The sequence below is a fragment of the Rhizobium skierniewicense genome, from assembly GCF_014196515.1.
Taxonomy (GTDB): domain Bacteria; phylum Pseudomonadota; class Alphaproteobacteria; order Rhizobiales; family Rhizobiaceae; genus Agrobacterium; species Agrobacterium skierniewicense.
The window spans coordinates 41,879-54,292 of the sequence record NZ_JACIDV010000018.1; the positions used below are offsets into that span (position 1 = coordinate 41,879).

16 protein-coding genes and 1 pseudogene are annotated in these 12,414 nt (G+C 53.4%); 8 read left to right on the forward strand and 9 right to left on the reverse strand.

What is annotated here, in order from left to right; all coding sequences use genetic code 11:
• Positions 1 to 78: 78 nt before the first annotated feature.
• Positions 79 to 672, forward strand: a complete 594-nt coding sequence (locus tag GGQ73_RS21395; protein ID WP_183897774.1) for a hypothetical protein — start codon at positions 79 to 81, stop codon at positions 670 to 672.
• Positions 673 to 812: 140 nt separating this feature from the next.
• On the opposite strand, the gene GGQ73_RS21400 is transcribed toward GGQ73_RS21395, so the two are convergent.
• Positions 813 to 1,256 carry a hypothetical protein gene (locus GGQ73_RS21400; RefSeq protein ID WP_183897775.1) on the reverse strand — a complete coding sequence of 148 codons (444 nt, stop codon included), beginning with the start codon at positions 1,254 to 1,256 and terminating at the stop codon, positions 813 to 815.
• Positions 1,246 to 1,680, reverse strand: a complete 435-nt coding sequence (locus GGQ73_RS21405) for a helix-turn-helix domain-containing protein (RefSeq protein WP_183897776.1) — start codon at positions 1,678 to 1,680, stop codon at positions 1,246 to 1,248. The genes GGQ73_RS21400 and GGQ73_RS21405 overlap by 11 nt, the downstream gene beginning before the upstream one ends.
• Before the next feature lie 164 nt (positions 1,681 to 1,844).
• Here GGQ73_RS21405 and GGQ73_RS21410 point away from each other — a divergent pair, with 164 nt between their 5' ends.
• The 3 genes from GGQ73_RS21410 (at position 1,845) to GGQ73_RS21420 (ending at position 4,061) form a co-directional block, all read left to right on the forward strand.
• Complete coding sequence (locus GGQ73_RS21410) at positions 1,845 to 2,261, forward strand: helix-turn-helix domain-containing protein (protein WP_183897777.1); 417 nt, start codon at positions 1,845 to 1,847, stop codon at positions 2,259 to 2,261.
• 145 nt (positions 2,262 to 2,406) lie between these two features.
• Positions 2,407 to 2,793: a LexA family protein gene (locus GGQ73_RS21415; RefSeq protein ID WP_183897790.1), complete on the forward strand. Its 387-nt coding sequence runs from the start codon at positions 2,407 to 2,409 to the stop codon at positions 2,791 to 2,793.
• Positions 2,790 to 4,061 (forward strand): Y-family DNA polymerase, encoded by a 1,272-nt coding sequence (locus GGQ73_RS21420; protein ID WP_183897778.1) that lies wholly within the window; start codon positions 2,790 to 2,792, stop codon positions 4,059 to 4,061. The genes GGQ73_RS21415 and GGQ73_RS21420 overlap by 4 nt, the downstream gene beginning before the upstream one ends.
• 5 nt (positions 4,062 to 4,066) lie before the next feature.
• On the opposite strand, the gene GGQ73_RS21425 is transcribed toward GGQ73_RS21420, so the two are convergent.
• On the reverse strand, positions 4,067 to 4,750 hold the full coding sequence (locus GGQ73_RS21425; RefSeq protein ID WP_183897779.1) for an SOS response-associated peptidase: 684 nt from the start codon (positions 4,748 to 4,750) through the stop codon (positions 4,067 to 4,069).
• Positions 4,751 to 4,910: 160 nt separating this feature from the next.
• Between GGQ73_RS21425 and GGQ73_RS21430 the strand changes: the two genes are divergently transcribed.
• The 3 genes and pseudogenes from GGQ73_RS21430 to ligD all read left to right on the forward strand — a co-directional run bounded on the left by GGQ73_RS21430 (position 4,911) and on the right by ligD (position 6,963).
• Positions 4,911 to 5,387 (forward strand): hypothetical protein, encoded by a 477-nt coding sequence (locus GGQ73_RS21430; protein WP_183897780.1) that lies wholly within the window; start codon positions 4,911 to 4,913, stop codon positions 5,385 to 5,387.
• 28 nt (positions 5,388 to 5,415) lie between these two features.
• Complete coding sequence (locus tag GGQ73_RS21435; RefSeq protein ID WP_183897781.1) at positions 5,416 to 5,838, forward strand: hypothetical protein; 423 nt, start codon at positions 5,416 to 5,418, stop codon at positions 5,836 to 5,838.
• 64 nt (positions 5,839 to 5,902) lie between these two features.
• Positions 5,903 to 6,963: pseudogene (gene ligD, locus GGQ73_RS21440) on the forward strand (non-homologous end-joining DNA ligase).
• Positions 6,964 to 6,976: 13 nt separating this feature from the next.
• On the opposite strand, the gene GGQ73_RS21445 reads toward ligD, so the two are convergent.
• From GGQ73_RS21445 to GGQ73_RS21470, 6 genes are all read right to left on the reverse strand, one after another.
• The gene (locus tag GGQ73_RS21445; protein ID WP_183897782.1) at positions 6,977 to 7,504 is read right to left on the reverse strand and encodes a thermonuclease family protein; all 528 of its coding nucleotides are present in this window, start codon (positions 7,502 to 7,504) and stop codon (positions 6,977 to 6,979) included.
• Positions 7,505 to 7,671: 167 nt separating this feature from the next.
• Positions 7,672 to 8,115: a type II toxin-antitoxin system VapC family toxin gene (locus GGQ73_RS21450; RefSeq protein WP_183897783.1), complete on the reverse strand. Its 444-nt coding sequence runs from the start codon at positions 8,113 to 8,115 to the stop codon at positions 7,672 to 7,674.
• Entirely contained in the window at positions 8,115 to 8,354 is a 240-nt protein-coding gene (locus GGQ73_RS21455) for a type II toxin-antitoxin system VapB family antitoxin (RefSeq protein ID WP_183897784.1), read from the reverse strand. Before GGQ73_RS21455 ends, GGQ73_RS21450 begins: the two co-directional genes overlap by 1 nt.
• Positions 8,355 to 8,570: 216 nt before the next feature.
• The gene (locus tag GGQ73_RS21460; protein ID WP_234911053.1) at positions 8,571 to 8,783 is read right to left on the reverse strand and encodes a hypothetical protein; all 213 of its coding nucleotides are present in this window, start codon (positions 8,781 to 8,783) and stop codon (positions 8,571 to 8,573) included.
• Positions 8,784 to 8,954: 171 nt separating this feature from the next.
• Positions 8,955 to 9,230: a hypothetical protein gene (locus GGQ73_RS21465; protein ID WP_183897785.1), complete on the reverse strand. Its 276-nt coding sequence runs from the start codon at positions 9,228 to 9,230 to the stop codon at positions 8,955 to 8,957.
• An 81-nt stretch (positions 9,231 to 9,311) separates the two neighbouring features.
• Positions 9,312 to 9,530, reverse strand: coding sequence for a class I SAM-dependent methyltransferase (locus tag GGQ73_RS21470; RefSeq protein WP_183897786.1), 219 nt, complete (start codon positions 9,528 to 9,530; stop codon positions 9,312 to 9,314).
• 293 nt (positions 9,531 to 9,823) lie between these two features.
• Between GGQ73_RS21470 and GGQ73_RS23285 the strand changes: the two genes are divergently transcribed.
• Positions 9,824 to 12,079 carry a methyl-accepting chemotaxis protein gene (locus GGQ73_RS23285; protein ID WP_327786372.1) on the forward strand — a complete coding sequence of 752 codons (2,256 nt, stop codon included), beginning with the start codon at positions 9,824 to 9,826 and terminating at the stop codon, positions 12,077 to 12,079.
• Positions 12,080 to 12,414: the final 335 nt, after the last annotated feature.

Consider the following 12,414-nt stretch of genomic DNA (forward strand, 5'->3'; position numbering starts at 1 on the left):
TACAGTGAACACGAGGTCACAGACTTAACCTCCACTTTAGATTGTCCTCGTAGTTTTAAGACGAAGCTGGGGGCTAAAATGAAAAATTATACGAAACGTCTGATAGCGGTTGCTGCAATCACCTTGTTTTCTGCTAATGCCGCCTTTGGACAATGGAAGTTCGAAACTGTTGAAGATGACTTTGCTGACCATGAAACCCGGTACGGGTACATTGAGCAGGGGACGTCGCAAATCGGCTTGAAATGTCAGTCTGGTCGCTACGAACTTGTGTACGTCACCTCGGATAGGACAGTTGACGCGTTTACTCTCGGAGCTATCGCTGCGGCCGGAGTGACAAAGCTCATGTTTCGAACGGATAAGGACCGTCCCGAAACGCTGACAGCGAGACTCGATCTTTTGGTAGATGGGCGTCTTCGAGCAATTGGGGAACTCTCGCCTAAACAAGTAAAATCAATTGAGACAATGAAGCAGAATATAGCGGTGCAATTGAGTCTTGAAGATATTCCCTCAAACCAACTAAAATTTACTGCTAAAGGTTCAACCGCAGTTGTAAAGCGCGTCTCCGCAGGGTGTGAACAAGTTCCTCCCGAGATGACAAAAGCCAAAACGACAAAGCTGTTATTTACTATGATCTCAATCTTGCTTCCGCCTCTTCCTGTCAGCATGTATTGATATGTCGCTGCCACTTTGATTTTTGATAGTAGTAAAGTGGCCTTCGCCGTCCCTACAGCGCAATTTGGATAAGCGCGCTCCGGCTTCGGTTATTCCAGAACATAGGGCAGTAGCGAAACCTCAAGGTGAAAGAACCTCCCTCAAGGAGTTTCCTCATTGGAATCGTCGAGCGATCGAAGGTTCCGAACCACTTTCTTGATCTCTCGATCTGTAAGCGTGGATCGCGTTGAAAGGCGTCGTCGCCGCTCCGGGGTGCCTCGGCCTCGCAGGCTGGAGGCAACTGCGAAGCCGGCGGCTTTTGAAGGTTTATCACCATGGGCAGCCCTGATCTGCAACAGGCTGTGGGCGACCATACGGAATTCCGCAACATCTACCTCGGCAATCTTTAACAAGCGGCGCGGTATCATTTCGGCAGGTAACAACAGGATCAAATGCGGGGGAACAGGATAGCGGTGATCTTTCCCTAGCTCCTCGAGAACGTGCGCCACGTCCTTCAGCAACCGTTCCCCAACACCAAGCATTTTGAGAAAGTAAATATGCTCTTCCAGACGGCTGTAAGGAAGATCTTCGAATTCAATCGCCATTCCTTTCCTCCCTGGCAAGGCTGTCAGCAAGCGCCGCCACCTGTCTTTTACCTTCCGGATCGCGAATCCTAACGAACGCGGCGTTTAATTCTCTGCCAGCCTTCGAGCGGACGAACCGCAACAGATCATCGTCTGCCTTTTGCTGAACGCTGAAGGGGAGGCCACTGCGTTCTGGGTCAGGTTCATAGAAATATTCCATTGGCACCCTGAACAGTCGGGAAAGTGTGACGATTTGATCCCCACGTAGACGGTTCGTACCGCTTTCGTATTTTTGAACCTGTTGCCTTGCCACCGACAGTGCATTTCCTAGCTCGGCTTGGCTCAAACCATGAATGATGCGTTGAAATCTGACCTTCCTGCCCACGTCGATATCCGTTTGACCGGGGGCTTTTGAAAGATTTGCATTTGTTATAGCAGCTGGCATCAATGCACTTTCAAAAGTAGAAGCTTACCGAACTGGCAAAGCATCAACATAATATACCCCATAATTTTCGGGGGGTTTTTGTCGGGCGCTATTACTTCTACACATGTCACCTTATGATTGAACATATAGGCAGATAAAGAGCCTATCTAGAACCTGAAGCCACAATGAAGAACAACGAAAAACGACTACCCCAAGCAGCTGATATTGAAGTCGGTCGGCGCATTCGCGTCCGGCGCAAGGCACTTGGGATGAGTCAAACATCGTTGGGGGAGACTGTTGGCGTAACCTTCCAGCAAATTCAGAAATACGAAAATGCCAAGAACCGCGTTGGTGCTGGTCGGCTGTCGAAAATAGCTGCGGCTCTTGATGTTCCAGTATCGTACTTCTTCGACCAGGAAAACGATCCTGCAGAAATCAACGAAACAAATGTCGCTCCACACACGGTTGCCACGTTCGTAACGAGCGCTGAGGGTCGTTTACTTAATCAAGCGTTCGACAGAATAGATGACCTCGCGGTGCGCAAAAAGATTGCAGCGATGGTCGTGGCAATAGCGGACGGCGAACCCAATCCATCCGAGTAGTCCAAAACATAAGTCGCGTAATCGTCCATCTTGATTTTACCCGCCTCCTGTGTTCACTATTTGTTCCTTTCGAAGTTCACTCTTGAAAGGTCCATCTGGAATGCTCGTCGGCCTGAAATTTGAGGCGGAAATACACGTCCCGCTTATGCTCCATGGGCTATGCGCCGGATTCCCGTCTCCAGCTGATGATTATATCGATGAGTCAATCGATCTCACACGGCTGCTAATCCGCAACCCTCCTGCTACATATCTGTGGAAGGTTGACGGAAACTCGATGCGTGATGCGGGAATTTTCAATGGCGACCTGATCGTTGTGGATCGCAGCGTAACCCCGGTTGACGGTGATATTGTCGTTGCCACCATTCACGGCGAACGATCATTGAAAAGGCTCCGCCTGATCGGCGGACGGCCGAAGCTGACTTTTGAAAATTCGGACATGCCGATGTTCGATTTGCCTGAAATTGCCGAAGTCGAGATTTGGGGCGTTGCAATGTGTAACGTTCACTGGCTCCGGCCCAGGAAAAAGCCATGACATCTTTCGCGCTGATCGACGGGAACTCGTTTTATTGCTCTTGTGAACGGGTGTTTGATCCGAGCATTGCCAAGCGCCCTGTCATTGTTCTTTCGAACAATGATGGCTGCGCTGTCGCAAGGACGGCGGAAGCAAAGGTGCTTGGAATCGGCATGGGTGAACCGTACTTCAAAATCCGCGATCTCTGTCGAGATAACGATGTTGCTGTTTTTTCAAGCAATTATACCCTCTATGGCGACATGAGCGCTAGGCTGAACGCCATCTACCGCCAATGGTCGCCCGATGTAGAGATTTACTCCATCGATGAAAGTTTCCTCAATATGACCGATATCAGGCCGGAAGATCGCGAAGCTTTCGGCCGCGATCTTCGCTCTACGGTCCAGCAATGGACAGGCATACCAACCTGCGTCGGTATCGGCCCAACCAAAACGCTTGCGAAATTCGCGAACCATGTTGCCAAGAAGAACGCGGAGTTGGGCGGCGTTTGTGATTTGACGCAACCAGCCGCGCGGCGAAGCTGGCTGGATCGTATCGAGGTAGGAGAGGTTTGGGGTGTCGGCGCTGCCTCTGAACGCAAGCTGTTTGGGCTTGGAATAGAAACTGCTGGCGACCTAGCCCGCATTGATGCGCGGCTTGCGCGAAATCTCCTGAGCGTCGTGGGGGAACGAACTGTATTAGAGCTACAAGGCGTTTCATGCCTTCCTCTCGAAGACGTGCCGCCGCAGCGCAAGGGTTGCGCTGTTACACGCTCTTTCGGAACCCCTGTAGCGGATCTCGCCGTGATGCTCGAGGCTGTCGCCGCGTATGCAATGAGGGCAGGGGAAAAGCTTCGTCGCCATGGGCTAGAAGCTACCCATCTCGCCGTTTTCATGCACACATCACGCTTTAATCATAGGGATAGGCCGCACTCGGCACAGACAACAGTGCATTTCCCTGAAGCGACGAACGATACGTTCGACCTGATCAGCGCAGCCCAGCGGGGTGGGCGTAAAATCTTCAAGGACGGTCATCGTTACGCAAAGGCGGGCATCATCATGAACGATCTGGTAGCGGCGCGATCTCAACTGCGGCCTCTTTTTGAGGCCCGCGACCGCGACCGATCGGAACGGCTTATGACGGCGCTTGACGCTGTCAACGCAAAGTTTGGGCGTGGCACCCTTTTGCCGGCTTCAGTCGGAATAAAGCGCGACTGGCAAACGAAATTTGACCGCAGATCGCCACGTTATACGACGAACATAAAGGAGTTGCCGATAGCAAGTGCGAGATAGCCTGCTCAAAGCGTGTTGATCACCGGCTTTTTCGTGTCTGAGCCATCGTATCGGGACGAGTTGACCTCTCGACCAACCCGGAAAAATTCGAGCTGATCATTGATCTGACCGGCACTAAGCACGTCTTTGGCACTCTGTCCCTCAATGGTGGTATCGAGCCAATCACCGTAGGAATCGCGGTGCAGAATGAATGGCATTCGTCCATGAATATGAGAAATATGCTCAACCGCCGGTCCAGTGATTATCGTGCAGCTGGTCACATCGAGCTTGTCGTTATGGGACCACAATCCGGCAAATGAAAACGATTGCGCGTCAGGAAGTTGGAGAAGCCATGGGTCTTTCTTGCGGTCCCCTTCATTTGTGGTCCATTCGAAATATCCATCCGCAGGGATGAGACAACGTTTCGTTTTGAACGGCTCACGATACGCACCGGAGCTCTCGACGGTTTCGATACGGGCGTTGAACATCGCTGCTTTTGGAAGCTCCTTTGCGAAGAACGGCACAAGCCACCATCTGCCTTGCTGAAGGGCCATTTCATGCCCTTCAGGCTTTGTCGCAAAGAACACGTCCTGCGTTGGTGCGATATTGTATCTCGGCCGCATATTCGAGCTAGGCGGAGCGATATCATGAATGCTGTAGAGCTGATGCAGTTCTGCCCAGGTCATGAGATTTGTGAAACGTCCGCACATTCTACCCACCTCTTGCGATCATGCCTTAACGAAAGCAGCTTTTGGCGACTTCAACGTAGATGATAGCAAATTTCCCGGTACTGTTAAAAATGAGAAACTAACTTAAAGACTTGGTTCAACTTTGCCCCTGATACACCCTTCAAGGATAGAGGGACAACGGATGACATTTGTAGACTTCTTTTGGAGCTTTCTGGCATCGCTCGCAGCTGCCTTTGCGATTTATGTTTATGGCCGTTTGAAAGCTGAAATACCTTGGCAGGTGTTTAAATTCTGGAGCAAAGAACGAACTCTTGAAGAGCGAGTTGAAGAAGCCCGTAGGCACCTGGGACGCGATCACTTTACGGAATACCGGTCAAAGTTCCTGAGTGCGTCGTTTCTTGTGGTTACGACAACAAGCGCGTTGGTGTTTTATCATCTCGCCCTCGCAAGGCTCGCATCTTGGTTCCAGCAGCCATTTTGGGCTGAGATATATGTGATGACAGCCCTCGTGTTCGGATCGGTCGGCTCTCTGATAACTCTAAGCCTACTGGGCAGGATTGCGACCATAAATGGAACTATCGCCGACTGTCGAGAACGCCAACAGAAAGCGCGTGCAGGCAAGGTCGAACAATCCGCGCCATCTGCCAGGACAGCGTGATCAGGATTTGGCACGATCAACAACGGGAATGAACTGCATTTCCCCTGAAATCAACGAGCTTTATGAAACAATCGCCAAAGCTATTCTCGATGCTATCCCGGATCAGGGTTGGACAGAGGCAAGCTATCACTATCTTCGCATCACACAATTTGCCGAGGAAACCGGATCGTTTCAGCTAGATGACGGTAGTGTCGGGTCTTTTGTGGTCGAAGATGAAGGATCTGATGCACTGAGCGGACTTCGTAGAGCCATGGCTTCTCAGCACGATAATCGTCACGCATGGTACTCAGTGACAGTGAGGCTCCAGCCAGACGGTGGCTTCAAGTTCGATTTCGTCTATGACGCGCTTCCCCCATTCGAGATAATACCTTCGCCCGCAAAGTGGGCAGACGAGTTTCGAACCTACCCGCGTCCAGAACTTGAACCCTTGGCACCGAGAATGCCGGACTGACGCAGCTGGAAGTTGGGACATGCGCCTGAAACTTTTATAAAGGTTTCGGGCGCAGGCTGTCGTTATGACGAAAGCGCCTCGACCACGATCAAAGCCGCTGCTTCGCGATGATGGCAAACCCATCCAGTCGCGCCCCATCCGCAAGCGTAACAAGGCGCAAGCGGCATTGCCGTTTGAGCCGATGCCTGAGCGCGTCGAACCATGCCTTGCGCTCCTGAAGCAGAAGCCTCCGTCTGGCTCAAATTGGGGTTGGGAGGTGAAATGGGACGGTTATCGACTTGCCATCCATTCTGACAGCTCCGGCGTCCGCGTGTTGACGCGCGGCGGCTATGATTGGGCTGATCGATTTCCAGAAGTTGTGAAAGCGGCACGCAACCTCGGCCCGGCTTCGTTTATCATCGATGGTGAAGGCGTCGTTCTGGATGAACAGGGCCGGTCTGACTTCGACGCCCTGCAGAACAGTTTGGGAGCGGTCGGACGCCGTAGCGGCAAGCTGGTTTCCAGCAATGCAGTCCTTATGGCCTTCGACCTGCTTTATCTCGACGGTCGCGACGTTCGCGGCGAGCCATACAGATTCCGGCGACACATGCTCGAGGAAATGCTGAAGGAAGACGCAGGCGCAATCCGAGTTTCAGAGGAGATCGCGGTAGATGATCCGCTAGTCCTACTCAAGTCCGCCTGTGAACTGGATTTGGAGGGCATCGTCGGCAAGGATCGCAATAGCGCCTACCGGAGTGGCCGCACTGGCGATTGGGTCAAGCTCAAATGCGTGCAGAGCGAAGCTTTCGTGATCGTCGGCTATGAACCGTCCATATCCGCAAGCGGCGGTTTCTCGTCCCTGCTGCTGGCGGCCTACGAGGGCGATGAGCTGCGATATGTCGGAAGCGTCGGTACAGGTTTCAAAGAACGGGCAGCCATTGGCTTGCGCGCCATGATGGACAAATTGAAATGGCGGAACCAAAATCGCCTGTCCCGTACGGCGGCAAGCGAGAGGTTGTATGGGTCCAACCCACGTTGATTGCCGAAATCGAGTTTCGGCAGATTACCCCGGATCGCAAACTGCGACATGCGGCGTACAAGGGTCTGCGTGACCGGCAGGATAACGCAGACGTTTTTCGATTGTAGAGCCAGGTCGCACTTACTGCTTATGTTCCTTCCGATAGACCCACGGCTCATCGAACGAGTAGGCCCATATTCCTTTGCCTTGCCTCTTGGCGCTGTCCTCGATGCGCTGATATTCAGGCCAGACAGCCCGTGATCGATATCGATAGGCGATAGCCAAGCCTTGCCGGATCAGCTCGGCTGAGAAATCCGGCACTTGGGCCGTTCCACAAACCGCGAGTGCGCGGCTGTAGCGGTCATAGTCGCGGATTTCACAACGGATCGTTCGGCCAGCAGTCCAGCGCTGCAAAGCGCTGACTGCTGGATCACCGCACCTCATGACCGCTCCGTTTCGGGCTTTCGCCGTCTGCTCTGCTTCGCAGGCATCGACGCCGAAAAGGCGGATCGACTGCCTTGACCCTTTCACACGCAGAGTGTCACCGTCGATGACTTCTACTTGAAAATCCTGTGGAGGTAGACTTGATCTCGCGTGAGCTATTCCGGACACGGCAACTGCTGGCAGCGCTATAATGAAGGCAGTAATTTTTGAATATTGAAGGCTCATGAATGCTCGGCTGTTTTGTTGAATCGATTTTAGGAAGTCTGTTCGGTCCCGCGAATAAACCGAAGAATGAAACGGAGCGGAAAATTCAAAGGGTTATGACCTTGCTCATCATATTGTTCGGGATCGGCCTGTTTGTTTTCACAAGCTAACTCGCGCCAGTATCGCGCTCAATGATGTTGCCATCCGATATCCGTATGCACGAAATCCTCGCCTTTGTAGGCGATCTTGGTCCGGTACGCTTTTGCGCAGGCATAGGCGAAGCAGTCACCCATGTTGAGCTTTGCCGGATGGTTCATGATCTTGCCGAACTGTAGCGCAGCATCGAGCGCTTTATTGCCAACGTCTGCGGAAATCAACGCGTCCTTGCAATCCAGATCGGCCGCAAATTGATCGACCATGCGGCGGGCGGATTCCATCATTTCCGGCGTGGCTGGCTTGTCCTTGCCGGTGGCCTCGGCCAGTCGGCGGGTCAACGAAAGCGTTGCCTCTACCCGCACGACTGGCGAGACATAGAACGGTCCTCCGTCGTGGTCCAAGCGGTCAATCAGAAAGGCCGCGTCATCTTCTTCCGAAAGAATGGCGACGATCACAGAGGCATCAATAAGAAGCATTATTCCTCGCCCCACATTTCATCAGTCTCGCGCTTGTGATCGCCGGGGGCAAAGGGGCCAGCCTCCCGCGCCATGGCGATGGACTTTGCCAGGCGGTCGCGGATCGGCAATTTTCCCTTGCGATTGGCAATCTCCCGTATGAGCGCATTCTTGACCGCATCGACCTTACTCGTTTTCGTGAGGCCAATCAGTTCGTCGGTAAGTCGGTCTACTTCTGGGTCTTTGATATAAAGCGGCATAAGCATATCCTTTCGAGGATATTATAATATCCTATTTTGCATATCCTTACCAGCAAATTGTGGATGTGAGGAACTTTTGAAAGGACGGAGAAGACAGGCGCATCGAGCGCCTCCCAATCAACGCGCCTTGCTAAAATACAAATCCAGCGCGCTCTCCCGCGCTCGGTGGGTGACGTTGGCTTGCCTCTTTCAGCATTGCAACGATGTGATCCTGCTTCAATCCGACAACCTGAAAGCCTTCTGCCCGCACATGAGGGCTTCAAGGCTCGGAAATTCTTCGATGCGGGTTCCAAGCCAAAGATACGGCTCATCTGTTTCCTCATCGGGAAATGCTGTGATGAAATAGGTTCGCAATGGTGGATCGAAACCGATGACCGCTTCTGGATCGATGCGCGTTTCCGATTTCACTTCAACTTCATACCGGCTCAAATCAATTCCTCTCAAATCACTCTGCAAAAAGCTTCATCTGGCGCTTATTTCTAAGATCGCGGCGGCTGACCTCCATTCGAAAGCCATCCCATTCAGGCCAGCACTCCCAAGCGCTTGATGTGGCTCGACCGTACCAAACGCGGACTTTCACCCAGTCCGCATTCAATTGCTCTACGATTTCAACCGTAAATGTGCCTCCAAGACCGGAATAAACATCGTATACTTCCACACTTCGGCGCTGCATCTCGCCACCCCCTGAAAGAATGCGAGTTGTTCGACGTGGTGAAGGGAAGCCTTCGGGACAGGCAGGCTTGCGATACGCATCGCCTCATCAGTCGCGCGCTGACGTGCCTCTTTGAAATCGAAGCAGACGATTTCACAGATGATGGACGTATCTTTCCAAGCGTCCTTGTGAATGGCCGTATCGATGCCTACTCCTGCATCCATTTCGAAGCCCGTCACCTTCTCGAAATCGACACCTTTGCCGCGTGTGCGCCGGTCGAAATAGGGTCTGCCGGAATACTGAAATCACGCGGAGCCCTGCGGAACGATGAACGCACCATAGTCGGCCAGCTCGGCGGCAATATCGATGATGTGAAATTCGAACTCTGCTCCCCGATAGCGCGGTCCAGTGGCGCTGCGTCGGACGCGTCCGAATGGCGGGTTGCCGATTGCAATATCGTAACGGTCCAGATCAAGGGCGCGATAGTCGAACACATCGGCATTGATCCAGCGGGCCTCCGGCAAGAGCTTGCGGCCTACCTCGCAATATTTGGGGTTGATTTCGACGCATGTTAGCTCGGTTGCTCGGACGCCGTATCTAGGCCCCTGAACATTAAAGGGGCCATACTTGCTGACAGCGCAGGAGCGACGGAACGCAGATCTGCACTTTTGATATAATAGTATTCACTATTGACGAAAAACTAGGCACGCTAACCAAGCTTAAATAATTGTTCTCTATCAAAACTATTATCTGTCCTATCTTTGAGCACAAGCAGATCCATTGATGCTCATTCAGCAAGCAAAAATCGAGGCTTTACGTGAGCATATTTGGTAATCTGAAAATCAGTACGCGTGTCGTTCTTGTTGCCGCTATTCCAACCATCGCGTTGATTGGTGCCGTCACTCAGGACAATGTGAAGCGCCTCGGGCATGCTTCGGAAGCACGGTCCGTGGCGGAAATCTCTTCGATGGCACCCATCATCGGTGCCACCATTCACGAAATCCAGAAAGAACGCGGCGCCTCCGCTGGCTTCGTCGGCGCTAAGGGCGTTGGTGAATTCGGTTCTCTTCTGGATAAGCAGCGTATTGCCGCAGATGCTGCAATCGCGAATTTCAAGGCGTTGAACCTCACATCCAATGACGCCATTGGTGGTCCGGCAATGAAGGAGCTGGCGTTTGCAGCGCAAGGCAAAATCGATAGGCTGAGGACGATGCGTGAAGATGTTTCCTCACTGAAGGCAACCGTGCCGGATATTGCTTCTTATTTCGCAGACACGATCGGTAGCCTGATCAAGCTGATCGAATCCATGAGCTCGCTTACGACCGACAGCACGATCTCGAATCGGATCGTCGCCTATTCTGCGCTTTTGCAGGGCAAAGAGCGCGCTGGACAGGAACGTACCATTGGTACGGCAGCTTTCGCGACCGGCAAATTCACGCCTGAAGGCTATCAGCAGTTTGCGAAGTTCGGCGCCATGCAGAACGTGTATTTTGCAGACTTCAACAGCTATGCGGGCGCACCGCAGCGTGCGGCGCTTCAGGCAGCGCTTTCGAGCGATGCCGGCCAGCTTGTCGAGAAGCAGCGTAGCGTCGCACTTCAGGCTCCGTTCGGTGGCCAGATGAGCAGCGTTACCGGTGAAGACTGGTACAAGGCAACGACCAACCGCATCAATGCGCTAAAGACAGTTGAAGATCAAACCGGTCTGGAGCTGAAGGAATATGCAACCGCCTCTGCCGATGCGCAGCACAAGGATTTCCTGATTTCCATCCTCACCTCCATCGGCGTTCTGGCCGTCGTGGCGGTTCTGGCAACAATCGTCACGCGCTCCATCACGCGCCCCGTCACGCGGATCGTGCAGACCATGCGTGAGCTTGCCGCTGGCAATGCAGAGGCAGACATTGATGCGGTTGCAGACCGAAGCGAAATCGGTGACATGGTCAAATCCGTCGCCGTCTTCAAGCAGAACGCGCAGGATAGATTGCGTCTCGAAGCCGAGGCGGAAGCCAACCGTTCTCTCTCCGAGCGTGAGCGCATCGAGCAGCAAAAGCGTCAGGCGGAAGATGCCGCAGAAGTGCAGCTTGCAGTGGATACGCTGGCCATTGGCCTCGGCGCGATGGCGAATGGTAAGCTTAACCACCGTATCGAGCAGACATTTGCCGAGCGCCTGGATAAGATCCGCGTGGACTTCAATGCCGCCATCGAGCGTCTGGAAGATGCGATTGTGGACGTGAGCGGTAACGCGCAGGCCATCTCCGCAGGATCGAACCAGATTCGCTCTGCGGCTGACGATCTGGCGAAGCGTACCGAACAGCAGGCAGCATCTGTTGAGGAAACTGCAGCTGCTCTGGAACAGATCACCACGACCGTTGCAGATACCACCCGCCGCGCCGAAGAAGCGGGTCGCCTGGTTAGCGCGACACGCGAAAATGCCGAGCATTCCGGCCACGTCGTCACGAATGCTATCAATGCGATGAACGCAATCCAAGCGTCGTCCAACGAAATCTCCACCATTATCGGCGTTATCGATGAGATTGCTTTCCAGACCAATCTGCTGGCACTGAATGCAGGTGTGGAAGCGGCGCGGGCGGGTGAGGCAGGCAAGGGCTTCGCAGTCGTGGCCCAGGAAGTTCGCGAGCTTGCGCAACGTTCAGCGAAGGCTGCAAAGGACATCAAGACCCTGATCGCAAAATCGGGTGAACATGTAAAGGGTGGCGTCTCCCTCGTCGGCGAAACCGGTGAGGCACTCGGTCAGATTGTCGAGCAGGTCAAGGAAATCAGCGTGAATGTCCTGTCCATCGTGGAAGCTTCGCGTGAACAGTCCACGGGCATCAAGGAAATCAATCATGCTGTTTCGCTGATGGATCAGGGAACACAGCAAAACGCGGCGATGGTGGAAGAGTCCACCGCAGCGAGCCATTCTCTCGCTCGCGAAGCAGAGGCTCTCTTCCAACTCGTTGGCAAATTCGAAATAGGCTCAGCGGCGCATCACACCCAGCATTCCGTCAACACCGGGTCGCCCGCGAACCGCTTGTTGGATCGCGTCAAGTCGTCCTTCTCCAGCCGGGCGGCATAAGATTGCACGGCTAGCCTCGGTTCAACGCACGGTAAAAACTGAATTGTAAAAGCCGCCGAAGACACTGCTTCGGCGGCTTTTTTATAAGAGCAGAACCCCTTGAGTGACCATCGCGAGTGGTCGCATTCGCCCTGCAACTGTGCGTCCTCCGCTATCCCATCTAGCCCTTTTGCCAATGAAGTATGAGAGAATGCCGATACCAGTGCACAGGTCGATAACCCGACCGCCTGGACCATCAAGGGTAAGCGGCAAGCTGAGACCGTTCAGCGCGTGTAATTCCACGGCATGAGTGCATCGAGATCGCTGCTGGGCCAACCATTGGCTATGCGCTCGAG

Coding starts and splice junctions, on each gene's coding strand:
- GGQ73_RS21405 (WP_183897776.1), bottom strand. CDS start 1,680: ATGCCAGCTGCTATAACAAATGCAAATCTTTCAAAAGCCCCCGGTCAA.
- GGQ73_RS21430 (WP_183897780.1), top strand. CDS start 4,911: ATGACATTTGTAGACTTCTTTTGGAGCTTTCTGGCATCGCTCGCAGCT.
- GGQ73_RS21455 (WP_183897784.1), bottom strand. CDS start 8,354: ATGCCGCTTTATATCAAAGACCCAGAAGTAGACCGACTTACCGACGAA.
- GGQ73_RS21465 (WP_183897785.1), bottom strand. CDS start 9,230: ATGGATGCAGGAGTAGGCATCGATACGGCCATTCACAAGGACGCTTGG.
- GGQ73_RS21400 (WP_183897775.1), bottom strand. CDS start 1,256: ATGGCGATTGAATTCGAAGATCTTCCTTACAGCCGTCTGGAAGAGCAT.
- GGQ73_RS21450 (WP_183897783.1), bottom strand. CDS start 8,115: ATGCTTCTTATTGATGCCTCTGTGATCGTCGCCATTCTTTCGGAAGAA.
- GGQ73_RS21425 (WP_183897779.1), bottom strand. CDS start 4,750: ATGTGCGGACGTTTCACAAATCTCATGACCTGGGCAGAACTGCATCAG.
- GGQ73_RS21435 (WP_183897781.1), top strand. CDS start 5,416: ATGAACTGCATTTCCCCTGAAATCAACGAGCTTTATGAAACAATCGCC.
- GGQ73_RS21415 (WP_183897790.1), top strand. CDS start 2,407: ATGCTCCATGGGCTATGCGCCGGATTCCCGTCTCCAGCTGATGATTAT.
- GGQ73_RS21445 (WP_183897782.1), bottom strand. CDS start 7,504: ATGAGCCTTCAATATTCAAAAATTACTGCCTTCATTATAGCGCTGCCA.
- GGQ73_RS21410 (WP_183897777.1), top strand. CDS start 1,845: ATGAAGAACAACGAAAAACGACTACCCCAAGCAGCTGATATTGAAGTC.
- GGQ73_RS21420 (WP_183897778.1), top strand. CDS start 2,790: ATGACATCTTTCGCGCTGATCGACGGGAACTCGTTTTATTGCTCTTGT.
- GGQ73_RS21395 (WP_183897774.1), top strand. CDS start 79: ATGAAAAATTATACGAAACGTCTGATAGCGGTTGCTGCAATCACCTTG.